General features: G+C 61.8%; 24 protein-coding genes and 1 pseudogene. 11 read left to right on the top strand and 14 right to left on the bottom strand.

Going from position 1 to position 26,300, the window contains the following annotated elements:
• Positions 1-64: 64 nt before the first annotated feature.
• From mltG to gmk, 3 genes are all read left to right on the top strand, one after another.
• Positions 65-1,252, top strand: a complete 1,188-nt coding sequence (mltG, locus tag J2Z31_RS07500; RefSeq protein WP_209601293.1) for an endolytic transglycosylase MltG — start codon at positions 65-67, stop codon at positions 1,250-1,252.
• Between the two features lie 187 nt (positions 1,253-1,439).
• Entirely contained in the window at positions 1,440-2,327 is an 888-nt protein-coding gene (locus J2Z31_RS07495; protein WP_209601292.1) for a YicC/YloC family endoribonuclease, read from the top strand.
• A gap of 3 nt (positions 2,328-2,330) precedes the next feature.
• Complete coding sequence (gene gmk / locus J2Z31_RS07490) at positions 2,331-2,987, top strand: guanylate kinase (protein ID WP_209601291.1); 657 nt, start codon at positions 2,331-2,333, stop codon at positions 2,985-2,987.
• Positions 2,988-3,034: 47 nt separating this feature from the next.
• On the opposite strand, the gene rsmA is transcribed toward gmk, so the two are convergent.
• The 6 genes from rsmA to lptF all read right to left on the bottom strand — a co-directional run bounded on the left by rsmA (position 3,035) and on the right by lptF (position 10,792).
• The gene (gene rsmA / locus J2Z31_RS07485; protein ID WP_209601290.1) at positions 3,035-3,859 is read right to left on the bottom strand and encodes a 16S rRNA (adenine(1518)-N(6)/adenine(1519)-N(6))-dimethyltransferase RsmA; all 825 of its coding nucleotides are present in this window, start codon (positions 3,857-3,859) and stop codon (positions 3,035-3,037) included.
• A complete protein-coding gene (pdxA, locus tag J2Z31_RS07480) occupies positions 3,859-4,887 on the bottom strand; it encodes a 4-hydroxythreonine-4-phosphate dehydrogenase PdxA (RefSeq protein ID WP_209601289.1) in 1,029 nt (342 codons plus the stop codon). The genes rsmA and pdxA overlap by 1 nt, the downstream gene beginning before the upstream one ends.
• Before the next feature lie 9 nt (positions 4,888-4,896).
• Positions 4,897-5,841, bottom strand: coding sequence for a SurA N-terminal domain-containing protein (locus J2Z31_RS07475; RefSeq protein WP_209601288.1), 945 nt, complete (start codon positions 5,839-5,841; stop codon positions 4,897-4,899).
• A gap of 348 nt (positions 5,842-6,189) precedes the next feature.
• A complete protein-coding gene (locus J2Z31_RS07470) occupies positions 6,190-8,541 on the bottom strand; it encodes an LPS-assembly protein LptD (RefSeq protein WP_209601287.1) in 2,352 nt (783 codons plus the stop codon).
• On the bottom strand, positions 8,541-9,623 hold the full coding sequence (gene lptG / locus J2Z31_RS07465) for an LPS export ABC transporter permease LptG (RefSeq protein WP_209601286.1): 1,083 nt from the start codon (positions 9,621-9,623) through the stop codon (positions 8,541-8,543). Before lptG ends, J2Z31_RS07470 begins: the two co-directional genes overlap by 1 nt.
• Entirely contained in the window at positions 9,620-10,792 is a 1,173-nt protein-coding gene (lptF, locus tag J2Z31_RS07460) for an LPS export ABC transporter permease LptF (RefSeq protein WP_209601285.1), read from the bottom strand. The genes lptG and lptF overlap by 4 nt, the downstream gene beginning before the upstream one ends.
• Before the next feature lie 384 nt (positions 10,793-11,176).
• On the opposite strand from lptF, the gene J2Z31_RS07455 reads away from it, so the two are divergent.
• Both J2Z31_RS07455 and J2Z31_RS07450 read left to right on the top strand, forming a co-directional pair.
• Positions 11,177-12,670: a leucyl aminopeptidase gene (locus J2Z31_RS07455; protein ID WP_209601284.1), complete on the top strand. Its 1,494-nt coding sequence runs from the start codon at positions 11,177-11,179 to the stop codon at positions 12,668-12,670.
• 32 nt (positions 12,671-12,702) lie between these two features.
• Complete coding sequence (locus tag J2Z31_RS07450) at positions 12,703-13,152, top strand: DNA polymerase III subunit chi (protein WP_209601283.1); 450 nt, start codon at positions 12,703-12,705, stop codon at positions 13,150-13,152.
• Between the two features lie 189 nt (positions 13,153-13,341).
• Here J2Z31_RS07450 and J2Z31_RS07445 read toward each other — a convergent pair whose 3' ends face one another.
• Positions 13,342-14,268, bottom strand: a complete 927-nt coding sequence (locus tag J2Z31_RS07445) for a Gfo/Idh/MocA family protein (RefSeq protein ID WP_209601282.1) — start codon at positions 14,266-14,268, stop codon at positions 13,342-13,344.
• Between the two features lie 167 nt (positions 14,269-14,435).
• Between J2Z31_RS07445 and J2Z31_RS07440 the strand changes: the two genes are divergently transcribed.
• Complete coding sequence (locus J2Z31_RS07440; protein ID WP_209601281.1) at positions 14,436-15,275, top strand: GNAT family N-acetyltransferase; 840 nt, start codon at positions 14,436-14,438, stop codon at positions 15,273-15,275.
• Positions 15,276-15,294: 19 nt separating this feature from the next.
• On the opposite strand, the gene J2Z31_RS07435 is transcribed toward J2Z31_RS07440, so the two are convergent.
• Positions 15,295-17,184 (bottom strand): ABC-F family ATP-binding cassette domain-containing protein, encoded by a 1,890-nt coding sequence (locus tag J2Z31_RS07435; protein WP_209601280.1) that lies wholly within the window; start codon positions 17,182-17,184, stop codon positions 15,295-15,297.
• 312 nt (positions 17,185-17,496) lie between these two features.
• Between J2Z31_RS07435 and J2Z31_RS07430 the strand changes: the two genes are divergently transcribed.
• Both J2Z31_RS07430 and J2Z31_RS07425 read left to right on the top strand, forming a co-directional pair.
• Complete coding sequence (locus J2Z31_RS07430; RefSeq protein WP_209602261.1) at positions 17,497-17,778, top strand: hypothetical protein; 282 nt, start codon at positions 17,497-17,499, stop codon at positions 17,776-17,778.
• A gap of 148 nt (positions 17,779-17,926) precedes the next feature.
• Positions 17,927-20,677: pseudogene (locus J2Z31_RS07425) on the top strand (AMP-binding protein).
• Here the strand turns inward: J2Z31_RS07425 and J2Z31_RS07420 are convergent.
• On the bottom strand, positions 20,618-21,130 hold the full coding sequence (locus tag J2Z31_RS07420; protein ID WP_209601278.1) for a DinB family protein: 513 nt from the start codon (positions 21,128-21,130) through the stop codon (positions 20,618-20,620). The pseudogene J2Z31_RS07425 and the gene J2Z31_RS07420 overlap by 60 nt on opposite strands.
• Before the next feature lie 153 nt (positions 21,131-21,283).
• On the opposite strand from J2Z31_RS07420, the gene J2Z31_RS07415 reads away from it, so the two are divergent.
• Together J2Z31_RS07415 and ndk are read left to right on the top strand one after the other, a co-directional pair.
• Positions 21,284-21,973 carry a glutathione S-transferase family protein gene (locus J2Z31_RS07415; RefSeq protein WP_209601277.1) on the top strand — a complete coding sequence of 230 codons (690 nt, stop codon included), beginning with the start codon at positions 21,284-21,286 and terminating at the stop codon, positions 21,971-21,973.
• 207 nt (positions 21,974-22,180) lie between these two features.
• Positions 22,181-22,603, top strand: coding sequence for a nucleoside-diphosphate kinase (ndk, locus tag J2Z31_RS07410; protein ID WP_209601276.1), 423 nt, complete (start codon positions 22,181-22,183; stop codon positions 22,601-22,603).
• Between the two features lie 81 nt (positions 22,604-22,684).
• Here the strand turns inward: ndk and J2Z31_RS07405 are convergent, their stop codons facing one another.
• Both J2Z31_RS07405 and J2Z31_RS07400 read right to left on the bottom strand, forming a co-directional pair.
• On the bottom strand, positions 22,685-23,185 hold the full coding sequence (locus tag J2Z31_RS07405; RefSeq protein ID WP_209601275.1) for a hypothetical protein: 501 nt from the start codon (positions 23,183-23,185) through the stop codon (positions 22,685-22,687).
• The gene (locus J2Z31_RS07400; protein ID WP_209601274.1) at positions 23,182-23,742 is read right to left on the bottom strand and encodes a CGNR zinc finger domain-containing protein; all 561 of its coding nucleotides are present in this window, start codon (positions 23,740-23,742) and stop codon (positions 23,182-23,184) included. The genes J2Z31_RS07405 and J2Z31_RS07400 overlap by 4 nt, the downstream gene beginning before the upstream one ends.
• 141 nt (positions 23,743-23,883) lie before the next feature.
• On the opposite strand from J2Z31_RS07400, the gene J2Z31_RS07395 reads away from it, so the two are divergent.
• Positions 23,884-24,780: a branched-chain amino acid ABC transporter permease gene (locus J2Z31_RS07395; RefSeq protein ID WP_209601273.1), complete on the top strand. Its 897-nt coding sequence runs from the start codon at positions 23,884-23,886 to the stop codon at positions 24,778-24,780.
• Between the two features lie 88 nt (positions 24,781-24,868).
• Here the strand turns inward: J2Z31_RS07395 and J2Z31_RS07390 are convergent, their stop codons facing one another.
• From J2Z31_RS07390 to pgsA, 3 genes are read right to left on the bottom strand one after another with little or no spacing between them, the layout of a single operon-like run.
• On the bottom strand, positions 24,869-25,321 hold the full coding sequence (locus J2Z31_RS07390) for a molybdenum cofactor biosynthesis protein MoaE (protein ID WP_209601272.1): 453 nt from the start codon (positions 25,319-25,321) through the stop codon (positions 24,869-24,871).
• A gap of 4 nt (positions 25,322-25,325) precedes the next feature.
• Positions 25,326-25,586, bottom strand: a complete 261-nt coding sequence (moaD, locus tag J2Z31_RS07385) for a molybdopterin converting factor subunit 1 (protein ID WP_209601271.1) — start codon at positions 25,584-25,586, stop codon at positions 25,326-25,328.
• Positions 25,583-26,191: a CDP-diacylglycerol--glycerol-3-phosphate 3-phosphatidyltransferase gene (gene pgsA / locus J2Z31_RS07380; protein ID WP_209601270.1), complete on the bottom strand. Its 609-nt coding sequence runs from the start codon at positions 26,189-26,191 to the stop codon at positions 25,583-25,585. Before pgsA ends, moaD begins: the two co-directional genes overlap by 4 nt.
• Positions 26,192-26,300: the final 109 nt, after the last annotated feature.

Genomic DNA, 26,300 nt, shown 5'->3' with positions numbered 1-26,300 from the left:
TAAAGCCGAAATTCGCGCCGGCGGCGGCTCGATCGAAGTAGCGAATTTCGGATTCGGGATCATCGTGAGCGACTCAAGCGAAAACAGCGCGGTACAATTCGGCCGCAATGAGACCGGGAGCAACGGGCCGATCATTCCGAAATCGGCAAACGAGGCGTTGCGTCCTGAAAAGGTCCCCCAGCCGCCTAAGCGTTCTCGCAAGGCACGCAGCCAGGTCGTCATCTTCCTGAACTTCATGATGTCGATCGTCGTCTTCGTAGCGCTCGCGGCTGCCGGCGCCGTCTATTACGCGATGAGCGAATATGAAAAACCCGGACCGCTCGAGGCGAACAAGAATTTCATCGTTAGAAGCGGTGCCGGCATTACGGAGATCGCCAATGGTCTGGAGCGCAACGACATTATCACCGACGCACGCGTCTTCCGCTTCGTCTCCGAGGCCTATCTCGACAATGAGACGCTGAAGGCCGGCGAGTACGAGATCAAGGCTCATGCTTCGATGCAGGAGATTATGCAGCTCCTGAAATCCGGCAAGTCGATCCTTTATGCCGTGTCGCTGCCGGAAGGACTGACCGTGAAGCAGATGTTCCGCAAGCTTGCCGACGACCCGGTCCTTGTCGGCGATCTGCCGCCGGAGCTGCCGTCGGAGGGGTCGCTCAAGCCTGACACCTACAAATTCACCCGCGGAACCCAGCGCTCCGAGATCGTCCAGCAGATGATCGCGGCGCAGAAGGCGCTCGTCGAGCAGATCTGGGATAAACGCGATCCCGACCTGCCGATCTCGACGATCGAGGAATTCGTGACGCTCGCTTCGATCGTCGAGAAGGAGACGGGACGTGCGGACGAGCGGCCGCGAGTCGCTTCGGTCTTCATCAACCGGCTGGAGAAGGGCATGCGGCTGCAGTCGGATCCGACGATCATCTACGGCATCTTCGGCGGCGAGGGGAAACCCGCCGATCGGGCGATCCTGAAAGCGGACCTCGACAAGGACACGCCCTACAACACCTACATCATCAAGGGCTTGCCGCCGACGCCGATCGCCAACCCCGGCAGGGCGGCGCTAGAGGCGGTCGCCAATCCCTCGCGCACCCCGGAGCTTTATTTTGTCGCCGACGGTAGCGGCGGGCATGTCTTCGCGGAAACGCTCGACGAACACAATGCCAATGTTCGGCGGTGGCGGAAATTGGAAGCCGAGAAGGCGGCCGAGGCAGCAAAAGCGGCTGCGGAAGCCACGCCGACGGTCGAGGCGCAGTAAGGACAGGCTCTGTTGTGGACGAACGCCGGTTGGCGCGGATATTCCTTGCGGGAAATCGCGCCGCCGACCTATTTCTGTTGCAGCGACGCGCGTCTTGCGCGCAAGGTTCACCGATGAATCCTTGCATGTCTGCTTTCCAAAATCGCATTCGGCTTCAGGAACAATGCAGTAGCGGATGGAGGAAATAATGCCGCTCCAATCGATGACCGGCTTTGCCAGGAGAGAGGGGAGCATCGGGCGTTATCGCTGGGCCTGGGAGCTTCGCTCGGTTAATGGCAAGGGCCTAGACCTGCGGCTCCGTCTACCCCAGGGCCTGGAGCGTTTCGAGCCGGACTGCCGGCGCCTGGCCGCGCAATATTTCGCGCGCGGAAACCTGCAGGTCTCCCTTTCACTGGCAAGCGGCGAGACCGCAGTCGAGGCCGTTATCAATCACGAGGCGCTGGCAGCAGTCATGAAGCTTCGTGAGAAAATCGTCGATATCGTCGATCCAGCGCCGCTTCGGTTCGACACGCTTCTTTCGATCCGAGGCATCGTCGATTTTCGCGAATCGGAGGAAAGTGAAACCGAACGCGAGGCCCGCGACGCCGATATCCTTGCCGGCCTGGAACAGGCGCTTTTCGAACTCAAGGCGATGCGGGAGGAGGAGGGGAGCGCGCTGGGGCGGATCCTGTTTGCGCATGTGGACCAGATTGAACGGCTGAAGGCGTCTATCGACAAGGATCCGTCGCGCAGCCATCAGGCGATTGCCGAAAGGCTGGCGCAACAGATTGCGCTGGTGATGGAGAATGCCTCTTCCATCGACCGCGAGAGATTGCATTCAGAGGTCGCCCTGCTTGCCACGAAGGCCGACCTCAAGGAGGAAATCGATCGCCTCGGCGCGCATATCGCCGCCGCGCGTGACCTTCTGACGAAGGGCGGACCGATCGGACGCAAGCTCGATTTCCTTGCACAGGAATTTAACCGGGAATCGAATACGATCTGCTCGAAGGCGAATGCCGCCACCGTTTCGGCCGCGGGCATCGAGTTGAAGGTCGTGATCGACCAGTTCCGCGAACAGGTTCAGAACTTGGAGTAAGACATGAAACCGGCGGCCTCGCCCATCAACATTGCCCGTCGCGGGTTGATGCTCGTGATTTCATCGCCATCGGGCGCCGGAAAATCGACGATCGCACGCAACCTCCTCGAGGCTGATCCGGAACTGAGCATCTCCGTCAGCGTCACCACACGGGCGCGGCGGCCGAGCGAGATCGAAGGCCGGCACTACTTCTTCAAGACGGTCCGGGAGTTCGAGGCCCTGAAGGCAACGGACTCGCTGCTCGAATGGGCCGAGGTGCATGGCAACTTCTACGGCACCCCGCGTGATGCCGTGGAGACGGCAATGGCCGAGGGCCGCGACATGCTCTTCGACATCGATTGGCAGGGCGCCCAGCAATTGCAGGAGAAGATGGCGGGAGACGTTGTCTCGATCTTCATCCTGCCGCCGACCATGGCAGAACTTCAGTCGCGGCTGCACCGCCGCGCCGAAGACACCGAGGAAGTCATCGCAACCCGCCTCGCCAACTCCCGCGCCGAGATCGAGCACTGGCGCGAATATGACTATATCGTCGTCAATGACGATCTCGACCGCGCCTTCTCCGCCGTCCGCTCCATCATCGAAGCAGAGCGGCTTCGCCGTGACCGGCGCCCCGGCCTGTTCGAGTTCGTCAATGGGCTGTTGACGGAAAATCCGCTCTGACGCCTCTGGCCTGCCGACCATTCGAGATGTCTGGTAGGGCGGTTCTGCTATAGGCAATTCGCCAGCCGGCAGAACTCCTCGACCGTCAGCGTCTCCGCACGGCGTTGCGGGTCGATATTCGCTTTGGCGAGAAGCGCTTCGCCGCCGAGCGGCTTCAGGCTCTGCCGCAGCATCTTGCGACGCTGGCCGAAAGCCGCCTGTGTCACTTTTTCGAGCGCCGACACCGGGCAAGGTATCGGGTTTTCAATCGGCTCCATATGGACGACGGTAGACGTTACCTTCGGCGGTGGCGTGAAGGCCTGCGGCGGAACGTCGAAGGCGAGCCGCGCCTTCGTCCGCCAGCCGCAGAGTACGCCGAGCCTACCGTAATGGTCGTCATCGGCGCCGGCGACGATGCGCAAACCCACTTCCCGCTGGAACATCAGCGTCATCGACTGCCAGAAAGGCGGCCAGTGCTTGGGCAGGAGCCAATTGACGAGAAGCTGGGTGCCGACGTTGTAAGGCAGGTTGGCGATGATGCGCACGGGGCCTCCCGCAAGCTGCTCGAAATCAACCTTGAGCGCGTCGGCCTCAATGACCTCGAGCCGGTCCGGATAATGGGCGCCGATCTCGGCAAGTGCCGGCAAACAGCGAGCGTCCCGCTCAACGGCGACTACCTTCTTCGCACCGAGCGCAAGGATTGCGCGCGTCAGTCCGCCAGGACCAGGCCCTACCTCGATCACCGTCACACCCTCAAGCGGCCCGGCAGTGCGGGCGATCTTCTGGGTCAAATTTAGGTCTAGCAGGAAGTTTTGCCCGAGCGCCTTCTTCGCGTCGAGTGCGTGGCGTTGAATGACATCGCGAAGCGGCGGCAGACCGTCGAGCGCCGCCATCAGCGATCCGCTCCTGCCGTGTTGGCGGCGAGTTCGCAAGCCAGGCGCAAAGCGGCAAGCAGGCTGTCCTCTCGTGCAATCCCTTTTCCGGCTATGCCGAAAGCGGTGCCGTGATCTGGTGATGTGCGGATGAAGGGAAGGCCCAGGGTGACGTTGACGCTATCGTCGAATCCGAGCGCCTTTGCCGGGATCAGCGCCTGATCGTGGTACATGCAGATCGCGACGTCGTAGGTCTCCCTGGCACGGTCGTGAAACATGGTGTCGGCCGGAAGCGGGCCGGAGACATTCAATCCCTCGCTGCGCAGGCGGTCGATGACCGGGCGGATGACTGCATCGTCCTCCACGCCGAGCGCCCCGCCTTCCCCGGCATGCGGATTGAGCCCGGCAATCGCGAGCCGCGGCGCGGCCAAGCCGAAGCGACTTTTCAGATCCGCAGCCGTGACGACGCAGGTCCGGTAGATCAGATCCGGCGTCAGCAACGCGGGAACATCCTTGAGCGGAATGTGGATGGTCACCGGAACGGCCCGCAGCTTCGGCCCTGCGAGCATCATCACCGGCAGGGCGGGGGACCCGGTCGCCTTCTGAGCCAGGTCGGCGAGGTACTCCGTATGACCGGGAAATCGGAAGCCGGCTTCATAGAGCACGGCCTTTGCAATCGGACTGGTGGTGACTGCCGAGGCCTCACCGTTCATGGCGAGCCGGACGGCGATGTCGATCGCATCGGTGACGGCCGCTGCATTTGCAGCATCCGGCTCTCCAGCGACGACGGGTGCGGGGCAACGGACCGGCAATACCGGCAGGTTTTCGGTGAAAGCGGCTGCCGCGCCCCCGCAGTCGGTTTCACTAATTCGTAAGGGAAGCCCCAGCGCCTTGGCGCGTGCGGAAAGCACGGCCGGGTCTCCGATGAACAGGAAGAGCGGCACGTCTTGCGTCAGCCGTTTCGCCCAGACCGCAAGCGTCGTGTCGGGGCCAATGCCGGCCGGATCGCCCATTGTGAGGGCAATCGGCCTGCCGCGCGTCTCGTTCATGGTGGCCCGCTACTTGTTGACGATCTGCGCCTTCGAGCGCAGTTCCTCGAGATATTGCTCGCTGTTCGGATCTTCGCCGCCCTTCTTCTGTTTGCCGATGTCCTCGGCGCGGAAGACGATTTCAGCGGCGGTATCGTCATTGACCTGGCGTTTCTTGCAGATTGCCAGATATTCGACACCCCTTTCGGTGACGCGCGTGCCGGTCGTCATGCCGTCTCCCGCCTTTTGTATGAGCGGTTTCCACTCTTCTGGCAATTGCTGCGCAAGCACGCGGCCGAGACTGCGAATCGAGACGTCGCGGTAGTTCGCGGCAAAGACCTTGGAGGTTTCGCAGCCCGGGAATTTCGAGCGGGAAGCATCAGCCTCGGCCTGGCGCTTACCGGTTATCGCGCCGCGTTTCGATGCCGGGATGACGAAGATTACCTGCTGGAGGAAGTACTCCGTCGTGACCGGCTTATCGCCGCCGCCTTCCATCATGCGCTTGACCAGGTCGCCGCCTGCAAGGCGGTTGGCGCCACCATAGCGGAAATTGACCAAGCGCGGCCAGCTCATCTGAACCGCAATATACTGCTTGAAGTGCTCGACCCCGACACCGGCCTGATCGAGAATCTTTCCGAGCTGCTCCGGCGAGAGCTTATTGCCGGCGGCAAAACGTGCAAAGGCCGCGTCGACCTCCTGGGTACTGACCGATTGCTGCACGCGGGCGATCTCGGCACGCTTCAGCACTTCGTCGACCAATTGTTTTTTTGCTTCGGCGGCTCCGCCGCCCTGCCGCTGGAGGCGGAGGAAGGCGACACGCTTGGCAATATCGCCGGAGGTGATCACCGTGTTGTTGACGATCACTTTGACCTCGCTTGCAGCCTTGGCGGCCACGGCTCCCCCAAAGCTCAATACCCCAGCGAGCGCTAGCGTAGCGATCGCCCTCACGATCGAGAATTTCCCACCCATCATCATTCCCTGCTCGTTGCGCGCTCAAGGGTGAGCAACCTTCGGCGGTCGCGCTCTCCCGGATAATTTTGTGGGAAATGCATAATACATGCGGCCAAACGATGACAAGACCGCTTGATCATCGTAGAGCGCCGCGCGTCTTATCAGACGCTGAATTGCTGTCTTGTCCTTAATTGAGAAATCGATTCAGGAAGACATGCACTACAGCGCCGCGCGTCTTATCAGACGCGCAAAAGTCGCTGCAGCACTTTGAAATGCTGCATGTCTTTGTCTTTAAATGTCGATTTAAGGAGACATGCAGTAGCGAGGGAGAGGAGGGCGCGATCGCCGCCATCGCGCCGTTCCTGGCTTAGGTTAGAAATAGTCGAGCTCTTCGAATTCGGTGCTACCCACATTGACGTCGCCGAGGGTGCGGAAGCTGATGCGGGCGCCGATCGACCAGTCGTTGGCGAGCGAGCTGTCGGTATCGCGTTCCTGCCGGTAGACGATCGAGAACAGCGTGTCCTGGTCGTCATAGGTGATCCCCACGCCGTTGCGGGTCACGACGCCGGCATTGATATCGTAGGTCACTGCGCCGAAGACGGACCAGTAATCGTGGAACCGATACGCGGCTGCCGTCTGCACTTCGTCCTGATCGGACGTCGAGCCATAGAGTGGCTGTGCCTCTATCCGCGTATAGGTCAAGGCCGCCTGCCAGGTCAGACCGAGATAGCCGACCGTCGCATCGGCGCGGCGCAGCCTGAAGCTCTCCTCGTCAAGCCGCCCGGATAGGCTCGCCATGAGCCCGGACGGTGCATCGATGCCGAACATCGCCACGTAGTCTGACCGGTCGGTTTCCAGGCCCGAATCCGCACCGACTTTTACGAGATCGTCCGTCGCGAAGGAGTTGACACCGCCAAGGTGGAAGGACTGGCCGGCAATGGCGCGCAGGCCATAGCCGCTGTCGAAGGATCCGGTATAGCGCAAGCCGATATTGGCCCGCGTTCCGCCTTCGATGCGGTCGAAGCCGGAAAACTTGTCGCGCTCGAAGAGATTTGTGGCATCGAAGACGAAACTTTGTGCGTCCTCGTTCGGAAGCGCGCCGGCGAACTGTTCGTTTGGACGCACATAGATCTGACCAATCGGCTCCAGTACGTGGCTGCTCCCCTCGCCGGCGAAGAGCACCGGGTAGCGAGCCTCGAGGCCGGCGGTGAGCATGCGCCGAGTCACCGCATCGCTGTTGGTGAAGCTACCCGTATAGCCAGCGCCCGGGTCGTCCATGTTGATGCCGATGGCATCACCGCGCGCCGCCAGCAGCGGCGTCAATACGAGCCCCCCGGGCGCTATGAACGTCCGCTTCCATTCAAGGTCCGCGGTCAGCCGGTGCGACGTCCCCTCCAGGCCGGGGAAGCGTTCGACGCCCAGTGCGGTGATATCCCTGTCGAGGCGGCTACGCTTGATGTTGGTAAAATTGACATCGGCATTGAGTTCTCCGCCGAAGACCGGCTCCGGCGCGGTGTAGGAATAGTCGAGGACCTGCGCAATCGGCTGCTGGTTTTCGGCCAGACTATCCGGATCCGCGTCCTGGATGTCGAAATAGAAGGCGCGCAGGTCGAAATAGTTACGCTCGCCGAGTCCGGTCAGATAAGCCTGGTTGGTATAGGTCGTACCGTCGAAGGTCGAAAGATCGTAAGTCTTGGCAAAGTTGTTGTCGGTCTGGACGAGAACATCCCAGCCGAAGGTCCAGCGCGGGTTGATTTCGAACCGGCCCCTGGAGGCGACCATGGCGCGATTGGTTTCCAGCGCGTCGACCGTTTCGGGCGTGAACTGGTCCCTGTCCAACTGGCTGATGCCGGCGACGTTCAGCGTATGCAGGCCATTGTGGAAACGCTGGCGGAATTCGCCCTCGAGCAGGAAGCCCTGGCGTGTGAGGCCGGTCGCGGTGATCGTCGCATCCATGTAGGGCGAAATTGCCCAGTAGTAGGGCACGCTGACGCCTGCGCCGAGCTTCTGCCTGTAGCTGAAGTGTGGAAACAGGAACCCGCTCTTGCGCTTGACCGTATGGTCCGGGATCTCCATCACCGGAATATAGGCGATGGGTTGGCCGAACAGCTCGAAATAGGCATTTTCGAGCCGAACCGTGTGGGTACGGCCGTTCTGAATGACGCGCTCGGCCTTGATGTGCCACAGCGATCGATGCTCCGGCTTCGTGGCGCATGGCGTACAGGCGGTGTAGACGGCCTTGTTGAGGATGAACAAGTCGCCGCTGCGGCGTTCGCCGGTCTCGGCGGCAAGCCTTGTGAGGTCGGTCGTTTCGATCCTGAGCGCCTCGACGAAACCGTCGGCGAAATCGTCGGTGACGTCCATCTTCTCGGCATAGACGATGTTGCCGTCCGGCTCGATCAGCTGGATATCGCCGGTTGCCAGGATGCGGCCGGACCTCTGGTCGTATTCGACCTGCCGGGCCACCATCTTATAGCCGCCATACTCGATCTGGACATTGCCGCGCACGGTCACCTTTTCCGCGTCGCGATTGTAGACGAGCTCGTTGGCGGTGAGCAGCAGCTTGGCGTCGGCCGGGACGTTCGGCTGCAGCGAATCGATTCGCGTTCCCGCGTCCTGCGCCAGAGCTGGCGCATTCATTCCGATGGCAAGGGCATGCAAGGCTACGCCTGCAAGCAGGGCAGCATTGATCAGTTTCATACGTTCGCGGTTGCCTGCCGCCACTAGCCATCCTCCTGATGCAGTAGAATCGTCGAGCCCAGCGCCATCGCTACAACAACTGGCAACCAGGCTGCAACGAATGGAGGCACGATACCGCTGCTTCCGAATGCTTTTACAAGCACGGTGACGACATAAAGCACGAAGCCTGAGAGGATTCCACCGAGAATTACGGAGCGTGATTGGTTGAACCGGCTAAACTTCAGAGACACGCATGCGGCGATCAGGGTCATTGCAACGAGAAGCAGCGGTAGCGACAGGAGAGAGTGCAACTGCGTCTCCATGCCGTTCGTCGAGAAGCCGAAGGAGCGGGCAATCTCGATCTTCTCCGGAAGGTCGAAAAACTGAATGGAATCAGCCTTTGCGAGGCGTTCTTGAACGAATTCAGGTTTCAGATTGGTGCGAACCTGTGCCGATTGCATACGCTGGGGCAGACGGCCGCTCCCCGTTTCGGTGACGTCGTTAAGGAGCCAGTAACCATCTTCGAGCTTCGCCGATTTCGCGTCCTGCCTCTGAATGATCGTTCCCTGTGGATCGAAGTGGATAACGGTGACGTTGATCAACTCGGTGCCGCCGTTCTGGACCGACCGGGCTCCGATGATCGTGTCGGTGCCGTCATAGATCTGGCGAAGCCACGGAATCGAGTTGGTTTGCGCCGCCCGCGACGAGCCCCACTCGGCTTCGAGAGCCTCGGCTCTCTTGGTGCCCCAGGCGGCAAGCGGATTGAGTGCAATCACGGCAAGCACGCCAAGCAGGAACGCGCCGAACACGAACGGCCTTAGAAATTGCCAAACCGAGATGCCGGCCGCGCGAGTGACGACCAATTCGTAGCGCCGGTTGAGTGAGATCAGCGCTGCCATTGCCGCAAACAGTGCCACGAATGGAACAGTCTGCTGCAGGATCATCGGAATGCGAAACGATGTCATCAACAGTGCGCCGGTGATCGTATAGTGCGGCAAAGCCGACATCCGCGTGGCCAGTTCACTGAAGTCGATGATGAAGATCAGCGAAAAAATGCCGACGAGAAACCAGAACGTGGTGACGATGTATCGCTTGAAGAAATAGAGGCCGAGCGTGTTGAAAATCATGATGCCTGCTCCCCATCGGCCCCCACCGGTCGCAGCAGCCGAAACCGGACCATCAGGTCCGAAATCTTTTCCTGCCAGGTCGTGGGAATATCGAGGCGCCGATTGCTTGCAAGCTGTCGGATCGCCAAAGCGCCGGTCAGTAGCGGGATGATGTACATCAACGGCACGAACCAGATGGAATCCTCCGCACTGTTGGCGGCATAGAAGGTCATCCAACGTATGACCAGAGCGACCGCGACACCACTGATCATCGGATGCACGCGAGCTTCGCGATGGGAGCGTGCATCGCTGCTGACGACGAGAGCGATGAGAGCGAACAGCAATGGATAGCTCCATTCAGTGAAGCGTCGATGGAGCTCCGCGGTGAAGTTCAGCGGCGACTTCTTGTACGCGGGATCTTCCGGGTCCGGGTTCAACAGGTAGAAAAGGTCGCGATCCTTTGCGCGGATGTTGGCCCCGCCCGTTGCCTTGGTCAGTTCCGCCAGGTCGAAGGCGTAGGAATCGAATTTGATGACGGAAACGCCGCCGTCGGGCAGTTTGCGGTGAACCTCGCCGTCCTTCATCACGAGGGCGGAACTTTCCTCATCGATTGCGCCCTCGCGGGCATAGTAGACGAGCTCGAAATTCGGATTGCGCGAGTCCGCCACGAAGATGCCGTGCAGAACGCCGCCGCCGCGCCTTGCGCCGACTTGCACGTAAAGCCCGTCGGTGATCTTGCGGAATGAATTCTCCTGAACCACGGACGACAACAGATTGGCATGGGCCGTCGCGATCATCTTGCGCACGGCAACGCGGGAGTAGGGCTCGACGAAATTGTCGATCGCGAAGGAAAGGACGCTGAGCCCGAGAGCGAGATAGATCACCGGCCGGATGACCGACATGCGCGAGCTGCCGGCGGCGTTGAGTACCGTCAGCTCCGAATCGGTGTTCATCGCGCTCAGCGTCTGCGCCACGCCGATCACCAGTGCAAAGGGCAGAATGATCGGAATGACCGAGGGCAGGATCAGTGTCGCGAGCTTCAGGAAGGCGGAGATCGACTGACCGCTGTCGGTGACGAGATTGACGTTGGTCAGCGCTTGCGTGGTCCAGACGATCCCGAGCAGAGGCAGAAGTGTTGCGAGGAACATCGTCGCAGCGCGCCGGAAAATATATCGTTCGATCAGCTTCATAGCCGTTTCCGGTCCAAGGTCCTGTTCCGGATCACGATTGCCGATCGATAGGCACCCGTGATCGATTCCGACAGCGCGCACGGAGTACGCGCTTTATGTCATCCCAGCCGCTTCCGCGCCGCCGTCGACCCATTGGTCGCCTTTCCGGCCGGCAGTTCTCCATTGCTTCGTTGCAAATCAGAGTCTCTAACAACAGGGATAATATAAGGCGAAGAACTGCGGTTAAGCGCATGTAAACATGTATGGGCATCTTGCCAAGCGCCTGAAAACCGAGAAGGGTGCGCGCCGTGGTTTTGATCTCTGGCCGACACGCGAATGTCGGCCACTGTAGCCGTCCGGTAACAGGCCTGGCGGAGCTCAATCAGATTATCTCCGGAGTCCTGCATGCCGATGAAGTTCGAGGTCACATTCAGCAAGTCCTACCGGCCCTCGGGAGGCGTCGCGGTTCTCCTCCAGGCTGCCAATGCCAAGGAGCCGGCCGGTGCCGCTGTCGCCGACCCCGAGGGCGTTCTGGCGAAGGCGGTGAAGGTCGGCAAATTCACCGGCAAGTCGCTCTCGAGCCTCGACATCGTCGCTCCCCACGGCTCACCCGCCGATCGCATCGTGCTTCTCGGCCTTGGCGGCGCGGCGGAACTTAACGATCACGACTGGCTGAAGGCCGGCGGCGCCGTGGCTGCAAAGCTGCGCTCTGCCGAGAAGGCGACCGTATTTCTCGATGCTCCCGGTATCGAGGTCAGCGGCAAGGCGGCGGCGGATTTCGCCCTCGGAATGGAAATGAATGCCTATGCCTTCGACAGCTACAAGACGCGGAAGCCCGATGACGAGGCGAAGTCCGCGCAGAGACCGGTTAAGGTCACCATCGTCACCGGCAGCGTCATTGCTGCCAAGAAGGCGTTCGCGACGGCTCAGGCGATTGGTGAGGGTGTCTTTCTCGCTCGCGACCTCGTCAATGAACCTGCCAACGTGCTTGGCCCGGTCGAATTCGCCGCGAGGGCGAAGGAACTGGAGAAACTCGGGGTAGAGGTCGAGATCCTCACCGAGCGGGAGATGAAGAAGCTTGGCATGGGCGCGCTGCTTGGCGTCGCCCAAGGATCCTCACGGCCGCCGCGGCTCGTCGTCATGCAATGGAAGGGCGGCAAGGCGAAGGACAAGCCGCTCGCCTTTGTCGGGAAGGGAGTCGTGTTCGACACCGGCGGCATCTCGATCAAGCCTGCCTCCGGGATGGAGGAGATGAAAGGCGACATGGGCGGCGCCGCCGCGGTCACCGGCCTCATGCATGCGCTGTCGGCGCGCAAGGCCAGTGTAAACGCGGTCGGTATCATAGGGCTGGTGGAGAACATGCCGGACGGCAGCGCGCAGAGGCCGGGCGACATCGTGACGTCCATGTCCGGCCAGACGATCGAGGTGATCAACACCGATGCCGAAGGCCGGCTCGTGCTCTGCGATGCGCTCTGGTATTGCAACGATCGTTTCAAGCCGAAGGCTATGATCGATCTGGCGACGCTGACCGGCGCGATCATGGTCGCCCTCAGCAACCATTACGCCGGGCTGTTCTCCAACGACGATCGACTGGCCGAGGAGTTGCTCGCTGCCGGCAGGACGACGCAGGAGCGCCTGTGGCGAATGCCGCTCGGCAAGGAATACGACAAGATGATCGACAGCAAGTTCGCCGATATGAAGAACACCGGCGGCCGTCACGGCGGCTCGGTGACTGCGGCGCAGTTCCTGAAGCGCTTCGTCAAGGATACGCCCTGGGCGCATCTCGATATCGCCGGCACAGCCATGGGATCTCCCACCGACGAGATCAACCAGTCCTGGGGCTCCGGCTTCGGCGTGCGCCTTCTCGACGAACTGGTTCGTGCGAACTACGAGTCCTAGCTCCGCGGCGGTGAGGCGGGTGTTCCGCAGATATGACCGAGATCCTTTTCTACCATTTGACCGAATCGAAGCTTGACGATGCCCTGCCGCCGCTCCTCGACAAGAGCATCGAACGCGGCTGGCGCGTGGTGGTGCAGACGGTCGACGCCGAGAGGCGCGACGCGCTGGACACGCATCTCTGGGTTTATCGCGACGACAGTTTCCTGCCGCACGGTACGGATGCGGGCGAGTTCGCAGCCGAACAGCCGATCCTGATCGTCGCCAATCAGGGCAACCCCAATGCGGCAACCGTTCGCTTCCTCGTCGACGGCGCCGAGCCGCCGCCAGTCACTGACTATGAGCGGGTCGTCTTCATGTTCGACGGCTACGACCAGCCCCAGCTGGAGGCGGCGCGCGCCGAATGGAAGCGGCTCAAAGGCGAGGGGCACAATCTCACCTACTGGCAGCAGAACCGCGATGGAAGGTGGGAGAAGAAGGCGTGAGGCATCTCGCTTCAGCGTGTGGTATCGGTGAATGCTGGATTGCCCCTCATCCGGCCTGCCGACCCCTTCTCCCCGCCAGCGGAGCGAAGGGGACTCGCGGCGTTCTCCCAGTCCGGGCTAGGGTGAGGGCAATCGGGCAACCGTAACTTGAGGCGCAGCTGCAGCATGCCGGCCTGCGCCCACGTTGAATCAATCGTAGAACGCCTCGACGAACTTGCGGCGACCGAGCATGAAAGCATCTGCGACGTGGCGGAGCGGCGCGAGGTCGACGTCCGATTTGCCTGCCTTGATGATCTCGGCAAAGCGCCGGTAGAGCATCGGATATTCCTGTTCCGGCTCCTCATGGACGATCTTGCCGCCAATGGCGAGCTTGGCGCCGCCCCCGGAGAGAACCATCTCGCCGGCCTCGGTTTCCGCGATGATGTCCCAGCTCTGCTTGCCTGTCTGGCGCCAATCGAACTCGGCGGAGACGTCGAGCTTCTGGGCGTCGCTGAAGGCGATCGTGGCAGCGATCGGCGCGTCGCGGTTCTCCGGGAATTCGAGCGTTGCCGAGGTGATGAAGATCGGCCGGGGCAGGACATGGGTGATGATCGAAAGGGCGTTGATGCCCGGGTCGAAGACGCCGAGGCCACCGGCAGCCCAGATCCATTCCTGGTTCGGATGCCAATGGCGGACATCTTCTTTCCAGATGACCCTGACGCTCTGGATCGTGGTCGAGGCGAGAAAGGCCTTGGCGGCTGCTACCGCCGGTGCGTAGCGCGAATGCCAGCTTGCAAACAGCGAGACGCCGCTTGCTGCGGCGAGCGCCTCCAGATCGGCGACTTCGCTCAAGGTTGCGCCCGGTGGCTTCTCGAGAAAGACGTGCTTGCCGGCCTCAAGTGCGGTGCGGGCCGCCTCGTAGCGATATTGCGGCGGCATGCACAGCGAAACCGCCTCGATCGCGGGGACGGCTTCGAGCATCGCCTCGATCGATTTGAAGTTGTCGATGCCGTCGACGATTCCGTGGCGGCTCGCAGCCGCAATCAGTTGGTAGTCGGCATTCTTTGCAAGCGCAGGCAGGTGCTGATCGCGCACGATCTTGCCCACGCCGACAATGGCAATCTTGATGGAAGACATGGTGTTGTTTCGCTCTAATTAGTATGACTTATTGCTGCTCTTGTAGCAGATTGGAGAGAGCGGGCAAGCCGACTTAGCTGAGCATAAAGCTGCTAGCTTGGTGCACAAGATGCAAACAAACCTGCTAGGCTGCCGTTGCGTTCGAGAATGAACTGTTGGGGAGCTCCATGCCGACTATCCGCCAGGCGACGCGGGCCGAGCTTGATACGATGATCGACTGGGCGGCCAGAGAGGGCTGGAACCCTGGGCTTGAGGATGGCAATGCCTTCTGGGCCGCCGACCCGAATGGCTATTGGGTAGCGCTCGAGGACGACGCACTGGCAGCGGCCATTTCTCTCGTCCGATTTGGCGGCCAGTATGCATTTCTCGGGCTCTACATCGCCGAGCCGGGCTACCGGGGCAGGGGCATCGGCGCCGCCCTGTGGCAACATGCGATCGCCCGCGGCGAGGGCCGGACCATCGGGCTCGACGGGGTCGTGGCTCAGCAGGGAAACTATCGGAAATCAGGTTTCGTCTGGTCGCATGCGAATATCCGCTATGGCGGAGCTGTGAGCGTCACCGAACCGCCGGGCACCGATCTCGTCGATGTGGCGCCGGTCCATACGGCCGCGCTCATCGATTATGACCGCCGTTTCAACCCGGCACGCCGCGATGCATTCCTTCACCAATGGACCAAACAGTTGCAAACGCGACGCAGCGTCGTGCTCCTGCGCGACGGCACGATCGTCGGCTATGGCACGATCCGCGCATGCCGCGACGGCTTCAAGATCGGCCCGCTCTTTGCCGACAACGAGACGGGCGCCGACCTGATCTTCCGAAAGCTCGCCGCCGGTGTCAGAGGCGCGCGCATCTATCTCGATGTTCCCGAGCCGAACACCTCGGCGCGGGCGCTCTGCGCACGCTACAACATGAAACCGGTTTTCGAGACCGCGCGCATGTATCGCGGTCCCGTGCCGGACCTGCCGCTGGCGCGGATCTATGGGATAACGACCTTCGAGCTTGGGTGAGCGGCTGGTTGTTGCGTTGCTACCCCGCCATCGCCTCTTCGTACTCGGCCGACAGCACAAGCCATTGTTCTTCGGCTTCTGCGAGCTTTGCCGCGGCTTCGGCGCGTTCCTTCGCCCTCTGGGCGGCCTTGGCCGGCGCCCTCTCGTAGAGCACAGGATCGGCAAGCTCCGCATCAAGTGCCTGAATCAGTTTCTCCAGTTTCCCGGTCAAGGACTCGATCTCGTTGATCTTTTTCTTCAGCGGAGCAAGTGAGGCACGCTTGCCGGCATTGGCCTTGCGCTGGTCGGCCTTGGAGAGGGCTTCATCCGAGCCGTTCAGCCTTGGCTTCTCGTCCCGCGGCTTGGAGCCGCCGACGACGAGGCTGCGATAGTCTTCGAGATCGCCGTCGTAATTCGCAACTGTCCCGTTATTTACCAGCCACAGCCGGTCGGCGGTCGCCTCGATCAAATGTCGATCGTGCGAGATCAGCATGACGGCGCCGGAATAGTCGTTGAGTGCGGCGATCAGCGCATTGCGGCTGTCGATGTCCAGGTGGTTGGTCGGCTCGTCGAGGATGAGCAGGTGCGGCGCCTCGAAGGCGGCAAGCCCCATCAGCAGCCGCGCCTTTTCGCCGCCGGAGAGGTCCCGGGCGGCCGTATCCATCTTTTCCGTCGCGAGCCCCATCTGCGCGACGCGCGAGCGCACCTTCGCCTCCGGCGCATCCGGCATCAGCCGGCGCACGTGCTCCACCGCGCTTTGCGTCGGGACGAGGTCGTCCAGCTGATGCTGGGCGAAAAAGCCGATTTTCAACCCAGGCGCGACGCGCACTTCGCCGCTTTCGGCCTCGAGGCGGCCGGAGATGAATTTTGCGAAGGTCGACTTGCCGTTGCCGTTTGACCCGAGCAGCGCAATCCGATCGTCCGCGTCGATACGAAGGTTGAGCCGCTTAAGGATCGGCTTGCCGGGCTCGTAGCCCACCGCGCCGCCCTGGACGGCGACGATCGGGGAGGCCACCTGTTTTTCCGGGTCTGGGAAGGTGAAGCCCTGGACATGCTCCTCGATGACCGCTGCGACGGTGCCCATCCGCTCCAGCGCCTTGATGCGACTCTGGGCCTGGCGCGCCTTGGTCGCTTTCGCCCTGAAACGGTCGATGAAGCTCTGGAGGTGTTTGCGCGCCGCTTCGTTCTTGGCGCGTGCCTTCATCTGCAATTCTTCGGTTTCCGCCTTCTGCCGCTCGAACTGGTCGTAGGAGCCGCGGTAGAAGGTGAGCTTCCTTTTGTCCAGGTGGACGATGGCGTTGACGGCCGTGTTCAGGAGGTCTCGATCGTGGCTGATGATGATGACCGTATGCGGATAGCGACGGATATAGTCCTCGAGCCAGAGCGTGCCTTCGAGGTCGAGATAGTTGGTCGGCTCGTCGAGGAGAAGCAAGTCCGGCTCGGAAAAGAGCACGGCCGCGAGCGCCACGCGCATGCGCCAGCCGCCGGAGAAGGAGGAGGCGGGGCGTTGCTGCGCGTCGTGATCGAAGCCAAGACCGGCGAGAATGCTCGCCGCCCGCGCTTCCGCCGAATGGGCGCCGATATCGGCAAGCCGCGTCTGGATCTCGGCGATGCGATGCGGGTCGCTCGCGATTTCCGCTTCGGCGAGTAGAGCCGCCCGTTCCTTGTCCGCCTTGAGCACGATCTCGATCAGCGGTTCGTTGGTGCCGGGCGCCTCCTGCGCCACTTGGCCGATCCGCGCGTGCTTCGGCAGGGCGACGTCGCCGGCCTCGGCAGGAAGCTCGCCGGTGATTATGCGGAAGAGTGTCGACTTGCCTGCGCCATTGCGGCCCACGAGCCCGGCCTTCGTGCCGGCTGGAAGCGTCACGGAAGCGTTTTCGATGAGAAGACGGCCCGCGACGCGGGCGGAAAGGCCGGTGATCTGGATCATGGCGGCCTTTTGCCCGGACTTTTCCGGGAAGGCAAGGGCCGCAGCTGCCCCGTCACGGACGTCCCATATATCCGCGATCGGCGCTTTCAAGAGGTGATTGTTATCGAATCATGGACAACGTATTTCAATAATCAATACTTCCGCGCCTCATGATGAGGACCCACATTGATTGGCGAAGAGCGCTGAGACTGCTCTTCCGATCACTTGGGATCGGATCGAACGCCACCGGCGCGGCCGCCGCGTTCAACAGATGATCCGAACGAGGTGGTCGTGATGAAAACCTTCGTTCAAGTGAACGACCGATCTGGAGTGATGATCATGAGAACTGCCATCCACACCGCTCTTGCCGCCGCCCTTGTCGCCACTGCCGTTCTTGGTGGCGCATCCGCCGCTTTTGCCGGTGGCAGCTACTATCAAGGGATAAGCGACAAGCCGTTGTTCACCGAGCGTGCTCCGAAGGCCCGCGCTGGTGTTCGCCATGACGCCGGCGGCTCGGTCGATCGCACCGCTACCGGCTCGGTTTCGGGCTATACCGCGCAGCCGAAGGTGATCCGCGGCGGCGAAGGCGAATACTATCCGGGCATCAGCCGCTAATTCAACCGCATAGCCTCCCAAGCAGCCCGGCTTCGCTCACCGAAGCCGGGCTTTTGATGCGCGAAGACCTCACTGTCGCAGCAGTCGAGCACTGAGTTCGATTTATACTTGACGATTATGGTCAGCAATAATATGCCGCCTCGCTGAAATGGAGGCGATCTTGGGGGCTGGCAATTCTTCGAACTTGCCGTTTGGCGTTGCGAATCTGGCAGCCCATGGCGAGAGGCCGGCGCTCGTGCTGGCCGACGGCCGAACCGTCCGCTATCGGGAGCTGGCAGAGCGGGTTGCCCGTCAGGCCTCGCTGTGGCGCGGCAGGCGTGGACTTGTGATGCTCGAAGCCGATCTCTCCGAACATGCGGTGATCGGTTATCTGGCGGCACTCGAGGCCGGTCACGCGGTCGCTCTGCACGGGAGATGCGGCGCCGAAGCGGCTTGCGGCATTTTCAAGCCGGAATATCGCTACCGCCTTTTCGACGGACGTTGGCGCGCCGAAAGGCTCGAGGGCAGCGACATTGCGCCCCATCCTGACCTCGCCGTGCTGCTTTCGACCTCCGGAAGTACCGGCCACGGCAAGAGCGTGCGCCTGTCCGCGGCAAATATTCAGTCCAATGCGCGGGCGATCGCCGAATATCTCGGCCTTACCGCCGAGGATCGGGCCTGCCTTATCCTGCCGCTTCATTATTCCTATGGCCTTTCAGTGCTGAACGCTCACCTCGCGGTCGGTGCGAGCGTCTTTCTCCCGGGCCGTTCCATTCTCGACGAGGGTTTCCTCGAACTCCTTGCCGAAAGCGGCAGCACCAATCTTTCGGGGGTTCCCTATTCCTACGAACTGCTGGAGAAGGTGGGCTTTCGCAAGCGCAGCTTTCCGTGCCTGCGCTTCATGACCGTCGCCGGCGGGCGCTTGGCGCCGGAAACTGTTCGCCTCTACCACCAACATCTCAGCGCGCACGGTGCCAGCCTTTTCGTGATGTATGGTCAGACGGAGGCCACCGCCCGCATCGCCTTTATGCCGCCTGATCGCCTCGAGGGCAGGGAGGACGGGATCGGAGTCGCGATCCCGGGCGGCAGGCTGACCATCGAGGATGAAGACGGTCGGCTCATCTCCGGTGTGGATCAGCCGGGAGAGCTCGTCTATCGCGGTCCAAACGTAATGATGGGCTATGCCCAATCGCGGGACGACCTGGCGCGTGGCGCCGAACTTGACGAGCTGCGGACCGGCGATCTGGCCGTAAGGGACGTGAACGGGTTTTTCCGCATCGTCGGGCGGACCAAGCGAATATCCAAGATCGCCGGGCTTCGCATCGGGCACGACAGCCTCGAAGCCGCTCTCGAGCGTCTCGGCATTGTCGCAGCCGTTGTCGGCAACGATGCCGAAATTCATGCCTATTACATGGGCAAACGTGATGCGGGGGAGGTCCGCCGGCTTCTCGTTGCCGCCAGCGGCCTGACCTTGCTGCAAATCAGGGCCAGCCGCATCGACGCGCTGCCCCGGCTGGCATCGGGCAAGATCGACTACCAGGCGCTGCGCGAGAGGATGGGCCGAAAGGATACCGGCCCCCCCGGGCAGGAGGGCGTTCAAACGCTCTTCGAGCAGATCTTCTATCCGGCCAGAGTGCGGCCGGACGACAGCTTCCTGTCACTTGGCGGCGACTCGCTCCGCTTCGTGCAGCTTTCTCTTGGTCTCGAAAAGATTCTCGGGATAGTACCGGAGACATGGGAAAGGATGCCGGTCAGTGTCTTGGCGGCCATGGATCACCGTGAGAGCAAACGCCCGCAGGTCGGCATCGATCTCGTAATCCGCGCGCTGGCGATCTCGCTGGTCGTGCTCCATCACGAAACGCTGTGGCCGATCCCCGGCGGCGCGGCGGCCATGGTCATTCTTGCCGGGTTCGGTCTTGCACGCTTCCAGAGCGGTGCGCTGCTCTCGGGGTCGCTCGGGCGCCTATTGCGACCGCTGGCCCAGATTCTCGTTCCCTATTACCTGATCGTCGCCGCTTACGCCGTCGCCTGGGGACAAGTGCCCTGGGCCTCAGTCTTTCTCGTCGGCAATTTCGGCTTTGCCGATCCGGGGCGCCACAGCATGGTGCCCTATCTCTACTGGTTCGTTGAAGCCTATTGCCAGATGCTGCTGGTTTTCGCAGCTCTATTCGCCGTGCCCGCCGTCAGGCGTTCCGCCGCCAGCCGACCGTTCGCGACCGGCATGACCTTGCTTGCGGCGGCGCTTGCCGCCCGGTTTGCGCTGCCCCTGCTCTGGGATATCGGCAATCGCCAGATCTTCACCCTGCCGTGGAACCTCTATCTCGCGGTCATCGGCTGGTGCGCTGCGCTTGCAGAGACATGGCGGCAACGCTCCGCCTTGATGCTCGCGGGGGCGGCGATCTTCCTCTACTTCGGATTTTACGAGGCGGTGTGGATCGGCACGACGATCAAATTCGTGATGCAGATTTTCGTCCTTGCGGCGCTGTTGTTCATGCCGCGAATCCGCCTGCCGCGATGGGCTGTGCAGCTGACGCTGCCGCTCTCTGCGGCAGGCTTCCATATCTACATCCTGCATCGTTTCGTGCCGGAACTCCTGCTGACGCCTGCACAGCCGATCCTTTCTCCCACCGCCTTTTCCCTTTGCTCGATCGTCGGGGGCGTGCTGCTCGGCCTTGCGGTGTGGTCGGGCCAGAGGCATCTCTTCAGGTGGCTTGTGGGCGTCCGGCGCGGCATGTATCCGCTGGTCTCCGCGGGCGGGCCCACAGCGCCGCGCGTCCTCTCAGACGCGTAAAGGTCGCTGAGGACGTCGCCCTGCTGCATATTTCTGTCCGTAAACCTCGGTCGATCAATGCGGCTCGTCTCAAGCGGCCCACTTCTCGCCCTCGGTCCGCAGAAAGAAGACCAGGTCCAGCGTCAGTGACGGTCGCCCGAGCGCGGTCAGGACGGCGTGCGCCTGCCCGCGATGGTGCGTCTGGTGGTTGAAGAAATGCGAAAGCGTCGGCCCCAGTCTCTGTTCGATCTTCTCTGGCCTGGTGAGCGGCGTGTAGGTGAAATGAGCGGCGAGGCGCGCTTCGTCTAGGCCGTCGATCCAGGCGATGATGCGCTCGTCCTCAGCCGCACGTGCCGCTGCCAGGCCGGCGAGTTCATCGTGGAGGACCGCATCGAGCCGCGTCGGGGCCTCGCCTTCCTGAGTGAACCGCTTCATCCATATTCGATCCGCGGTAAGGATGTGGTTGAGCGTCCTGTGCAAAGAACCGAAGAAGGCACCCTTGTCTTGCCGGTATTCCGCATCGGAAAGCTCCGCGGCGGCGGCATAGACCAGGCGATTCGCCCAGCGATTATAGTCGGCGAACATCCGGTAATGGTCCAGCATCGGCTTCGTCCTTCTGTTTGGAACCAGGTTGTGGAATTGGTATTACAGCGGTTCCGCATTCCCGTGTGGAATGGCATTCATGAAATTAACTGATTTGATCCTTCGGCCGGGCTGCCGTCTTATGCCCCCCGCACTCACTCATCTGGAGGTGGTATGACCCGCAAACTCTATGCGCTCTCTGGCGCCGATCGCACGCGTCCCTTTTCGCCGCACGTGTGGAAGACCAAGCTTGCGCTCGCCCACAAGGGCCTCGAATTCGAAGTGGCGCCCGTCGGCTTCACCGAGATCCCCTCACTGGAGCAGGGGACAACGAAGATCGTGCCGCTGCTGCGTGACGGCGAGACGCTCGTCAGCGACAGCTTCAACATCGCCCTTTATCTCGAAGAGGCCTACCCCGAGCGGCCGACGTTGTTCGGCGGCGAAGGCGGCACGGCGGCCGCGCGTTTCGTCGAGGGTTGGTCGCAGATGACGCTGCACCCGGCGATCGGGCGCATTGCAATCATGGACATTCATGACCGGCTCGAGCCGGCCGACCAGGCCTATTTCCGGCAAAGCCGCGAAGAGCGCTTCGGGAAGACCCTCGAGGCGGTCGCAGAGGCGGGGCAGGCGGATCTCGAGAGCTTCTCGGCGAAGCTTGAGCCGCTGCGTCATATGCTGAAGTTTCAGCCTTTTCTCGGCGGCGTTGGTCCACTCTTCGCCGATTACATCGTCTTCGGCGCGCTTCAATGGGCGAGGATCGTCTCGCGCCATCGCCTGCTTGCCGCCGGAGACGTGGTTTCAGATTGGTTCGAGCGCTGCCTCGACCTTCACGAAGGGCTTGGCCGCTCCGTGAGAGCGGCGTGAAACCTTCCTGCTGCATGTTTCCTCAAATCGCCCCGGCTTCAAGGACCAGGACGTGCGGCAATTCAAAGTGCTACAGCTAGCTTTGCGCGTCTCGTGAGGCGCACGGCCCGGCAGGCAGCGGCGAATCATCGCCGCGCCCCCTTGTTTTGCGCGGCATTGGCGGCTAAGGGAACCGCCACTTTCTCAAGAAACGAGGGATTTGAACCAATGGCGATTGAACGTACCTTTTCGATGATCAAGCCGGATGCGACGAAGCGCAATCTGACTGGCGCCATCACCAAAATGCTTGAGGACGCTGGCCTGCGCGTCGTTGCTTCGAAGCGCGTCTGGATGAGCCGCCGCGAGGCTGAGGGCTTCTACGCCGTTCACAAGGAACGTCCGTTCTTCGGCGAACTGGTCGAGTTCATGTCCTCCGGCCCGACGGTTGTCCAGGTTCTCGAAGGCGAGAACGCGATTGCCAAAAACCGCGAAATCATGGGCGCAACCAACCCGGCAAATGCCGAGGAAGGCACGATCCGCAAGGTCTTCGCTCTTTCGATTGGTGAAAACTCGGTTCACGGTTCCGACGGCCCTGAAACCGCTGCCGAAGAAATCGCCTACTGGTTCGCCGGCACCGAGGTCGTCGGCTAAGCCGGTAGACTCATACTCGTCGCTTCAGGCCGCAAGGGGTTGAAGCGACTCTTTGGAAACCGGGGCGGAGACGCCCCGTTCTTATGTCGGACAGGCGGCCGCATCGAAATTCGTCGGCGCCAGACCGTTTCTGAAGACTTCCGGGTTCTTGTCATAGGCCGGGCCCACGACCAACGGCCTTGCCGGCATGACGCTCTGATCGACGTTCGAGGTCACCGTCGTCTCCAGTCTCTGCAACGTTTCACCGTCCGGTCCCTTCACTTCGATCGTCACGGCATAGGGCCTTCCCTTCTTGACGCAGGTGATGTCGGGGCTCTCCAGCACCACTTTGTCGAGTTTCGGGAAGAGCTTGCGCGTGAGTGTCAGCGGTTCTCCGCCCGCCGGGTTTTCGAATGTCGTCACGACGACGCTGCCGTCCGGCACCGGTTCCGACTTGTTGAGCGTGATCGTGTAGGTGGCATAGGCCAGCCGGTAGTTGAACACGAACATCTTGCCGGTGAGCTTTAAAGGATCCGGCCCGGTCTCGCGCTGGCAACCGGTCAGTGCCGCCGCAAGTGCTGCGCATAACATGATCCTCTTCACGGCTGGACTCCCTCCTTGTTGCGGCGGTAGTGACGTTTGGCCTTCGTGCGGTTGCCGCAGACCGCCATATCGCACCAGGTTCGGCTCCTGTTGCGACTGCGGTCGAAAAACAGCCATTCGCAATTCGGGCAAATCTTCAGGCGATCAGGCTCCGGATTGGTGACGAGGCTGAGCGCCGAATGCGCCGTAGCGACGTCCAAGGCAACATGGTCGTGATCATTTTTCGTCCGGCGCAGAACTGCGGCGATCGTCTCCAAGAGATCGGCGAGCAGGTCCGGTCGGGCATCATCCTGCACTTGCTTGCGAAAATGCCGGTCGATGGCCTCCCGTAGCGCCAGCAAAGACTTGTGGTTCTCGGGCGGTGCCGGAAGGAGCGGACCGAAGCGCTCCCTTTCGGCGCCGTAAAGGTTTGCGGCAGCCGCAAAGGTATCCATCGCCGCGGCATCGGCGAAGCGATCGATCCGCCGCCCCGGGTCAAAACGCAGGACGACCGAATTGGCGACATCCAGCGCCAGAGCGCCGCCGGCGAATCTATGTGCGGTCCAGAGAAAGCTCATATCCACAACCTAACTAGTAAAATGCAGTTTACCAGTTATATTTGTTCTGTCACGAGTGAGGGGAAGATTGCGGCCGCGGGGACGCGATCGCGGCGCTTTCTGCGCTTCGGCGCTGCGTCTCCCGATAGATTTGGATGTGCCATGGCCTATTTTCTTCAGCAGATCGCCAGTGCCGTACCCGTGGCTGCACTTTATGCGGCGCTCGCCTTTGGCTATGCCATCGCATTCGCCGTGACGCGGAGGGCCGATCTGACCTACGGCGCGCTCTTTGCCTTTGCGGGGCAGATCTTCGTGCTCTTCGTGGATTTCGGCTGGAACAGTCTGTGGCTCGTGCTCCCGGCCGCTCTTGCGATCGGAGCACTCGCGGCGCTGACATTCGGGCTTGGCGCGGGTCTTGTCGCGGGCCGCTATGTCATGCGGCCGCTTGCATTTTCATCCGCCAATGCCGTTGTCGTTGCTTCGCTGGGCAGTCTCATCGTGCTCATGGAGGCGGCGCGCCTCGCCTCCGAGACGAGGAGCCTTTGGCTGCCGCCCTTCCTGAATGATGTTATCGTGTTCTGGCCGAACCCAGGCTTTCCGGTCACCCTGACCGTCATTCAGCTCATAAACACGGGGCTGTTCGCCGGTCTTGTTGCCGGTGGTCATTGGCTGCTCACCCAAACCTATGTCGGACGTTATTGGCGTGCCGTTGCGGAGGACCGCGAGGCCGCGTCGCTTTGCGGCGTCGATCCGACGACCGTCTATATCGCCGCCTATGGTGTGGCATCGCTGGTTGCGGCTGTCTGCGGAATCCTTGCCGCTTCCTATTACGGCAACATGGATTTCGGCATGGGTCTGAGCTTCGGCGTCAAGGTCCTGTTCATCGCGGCAATTGGCGGCCAAGCGTCGCCGCTGCTCGCCGCCCTCGGTGCGGCGGGCATCGGATTCCTGGAAACCCTTTGGAGCGCCTACGGCCCGATCCTCTGGCGCGATTTAGCGATCTTCGGTTTTCTCGTCATCGTTTTGGTCGTGACGCGCCGGGAGAAGGTCATCCCGTAGCGAGCTTCTGCAGCTGTGTGGATGCCCCTCTGTCCCGCTGGGCATCTCCGTCACAAAGGGGACATCGAGGAATACTGCATCTCCAGCGCTACCACTGCTGGCGCGCCGCATCGTCGGCATCCTTGGCGCTCACCCATTCGCCGGCGCTGCCGTCGGCGCGATGCTCCTTCTTCCAGAAGGGAGCCGAGGTCTTCAGGAAATCCATGATGAAGTTCGCGCCGTCGAAGGCCGCCTGCCGATGCGGGGCGGCGGCAATCACCAGGACGATGTTCTCGCCGGGTGCGATGCGGCCGAAGCGGTGGATCGCGGTCGCCGCCTGCAGGCCGAAGCGGGCCACCGCCTCGCGGCAGATGCGGCTGATCTCGGTCTCCGCCATGCCAGGGTAGTGTTCCAGTTCGAGAGCGGCGAGCGCGCCCGCTTCATCGCGGCAAAGCCCGGAAAATGTGACCACCGCGCCGATATCCGTTCGGCCGCGGCAGAGTGCGGCTACCTCGGCCGCAAGATCGAAATCCTCGCGCTGGACGCGCACCGTGGCGGTCATCGTTTCAGCCGCCCGTCATAGGCGGGAAAAAGGCGATCTCGCGGGCGCCGGCGATCGGCTCGCCGTGCTCGACATGTTCCTGGTTGATCGCCGCGCGGATGACGCGCTCGTGTTCGAACGCCGCCTCGTATTCTTCCCCCAGCGACTTCAGATGCGCCAGTAGATCGGCAATCGTGACGACGTCTGCCGGTAGCTCCAGCGTCTCCTCACCCTTGCCGATGCGTTCGCGCACCCAGGAAAAATAGACGAGGTTGACCGTGCTCATTCGTCGACCACATGTTTCAGCCCGGCGCGGAAATAATCATAGCCGGTATAGAGCGTGATTGCCGCCGCGACCCAAAGCAGCAGGATACCCGCTTCCGTCGTGTAGGGCACGATCTTGTCGCCGGCGGGGCCGGCAAGCAGGAAGGCGATCGCCACCATCTGGATTGTCGTCTTCCATTTGGCGATCCGCGTTACCGGGACGCTGACCTTGAGCGCAGCGAGATATTCACGCAGGCCCGAGACGAGGATCTCGCGGCAGAGAATGACGATCGCGGCCCAGATAGACCAGCCGGCAATCGTCTGGTCCGCGGCGACGAGCAGGAGGATCGAGGCGACCAGCAGCTTGTCGGCGATCGGATCGAGCATGCGGCCGATATTCGACGTCTGATTCCAGATACGAGCGAGATAGCCGTCGAAGAAATCGGTGATCGAAGCGGTGATGAAGAGCACCAGCGCCGTCCAACGCGCGAAATCGGAGCTATGCAGCCGCCCCTCGACGAAGAAGCAAAGCACGATCAGCGGCACGACCAGGATGCGGAAATAGGTCAGCAGATTAGGGATGCTATAGGCAATGGGCGTTCGCATGGACTCGGTTTCTCTGGACATCCCCATTTTCCCGCGAGCTAGGGTTGTCGGCGCTGGCTGTTCTGGTTTCGGGCGGCGGGAGAGGCTTGACTGGTTTTCCCGTTCCCTGGTTTTCAGGTGTACAGAATGA

Source organism: Sinorhizobium kostiense, from assembly GCF_017874595.1.
In the GTDB taxonomy this organism is placed as follows: Bacteria; Pseudomonadota; Alphaproteobacteria; order Rhizobiales; family Rhizobiaceae; genus Sinorhizobium; species Sinorhizobium kostiense.
Note: the sequence above shows the minus strand (reverse complement) of the source record. Positions and strands in the feature narration are given on the sequence as shown.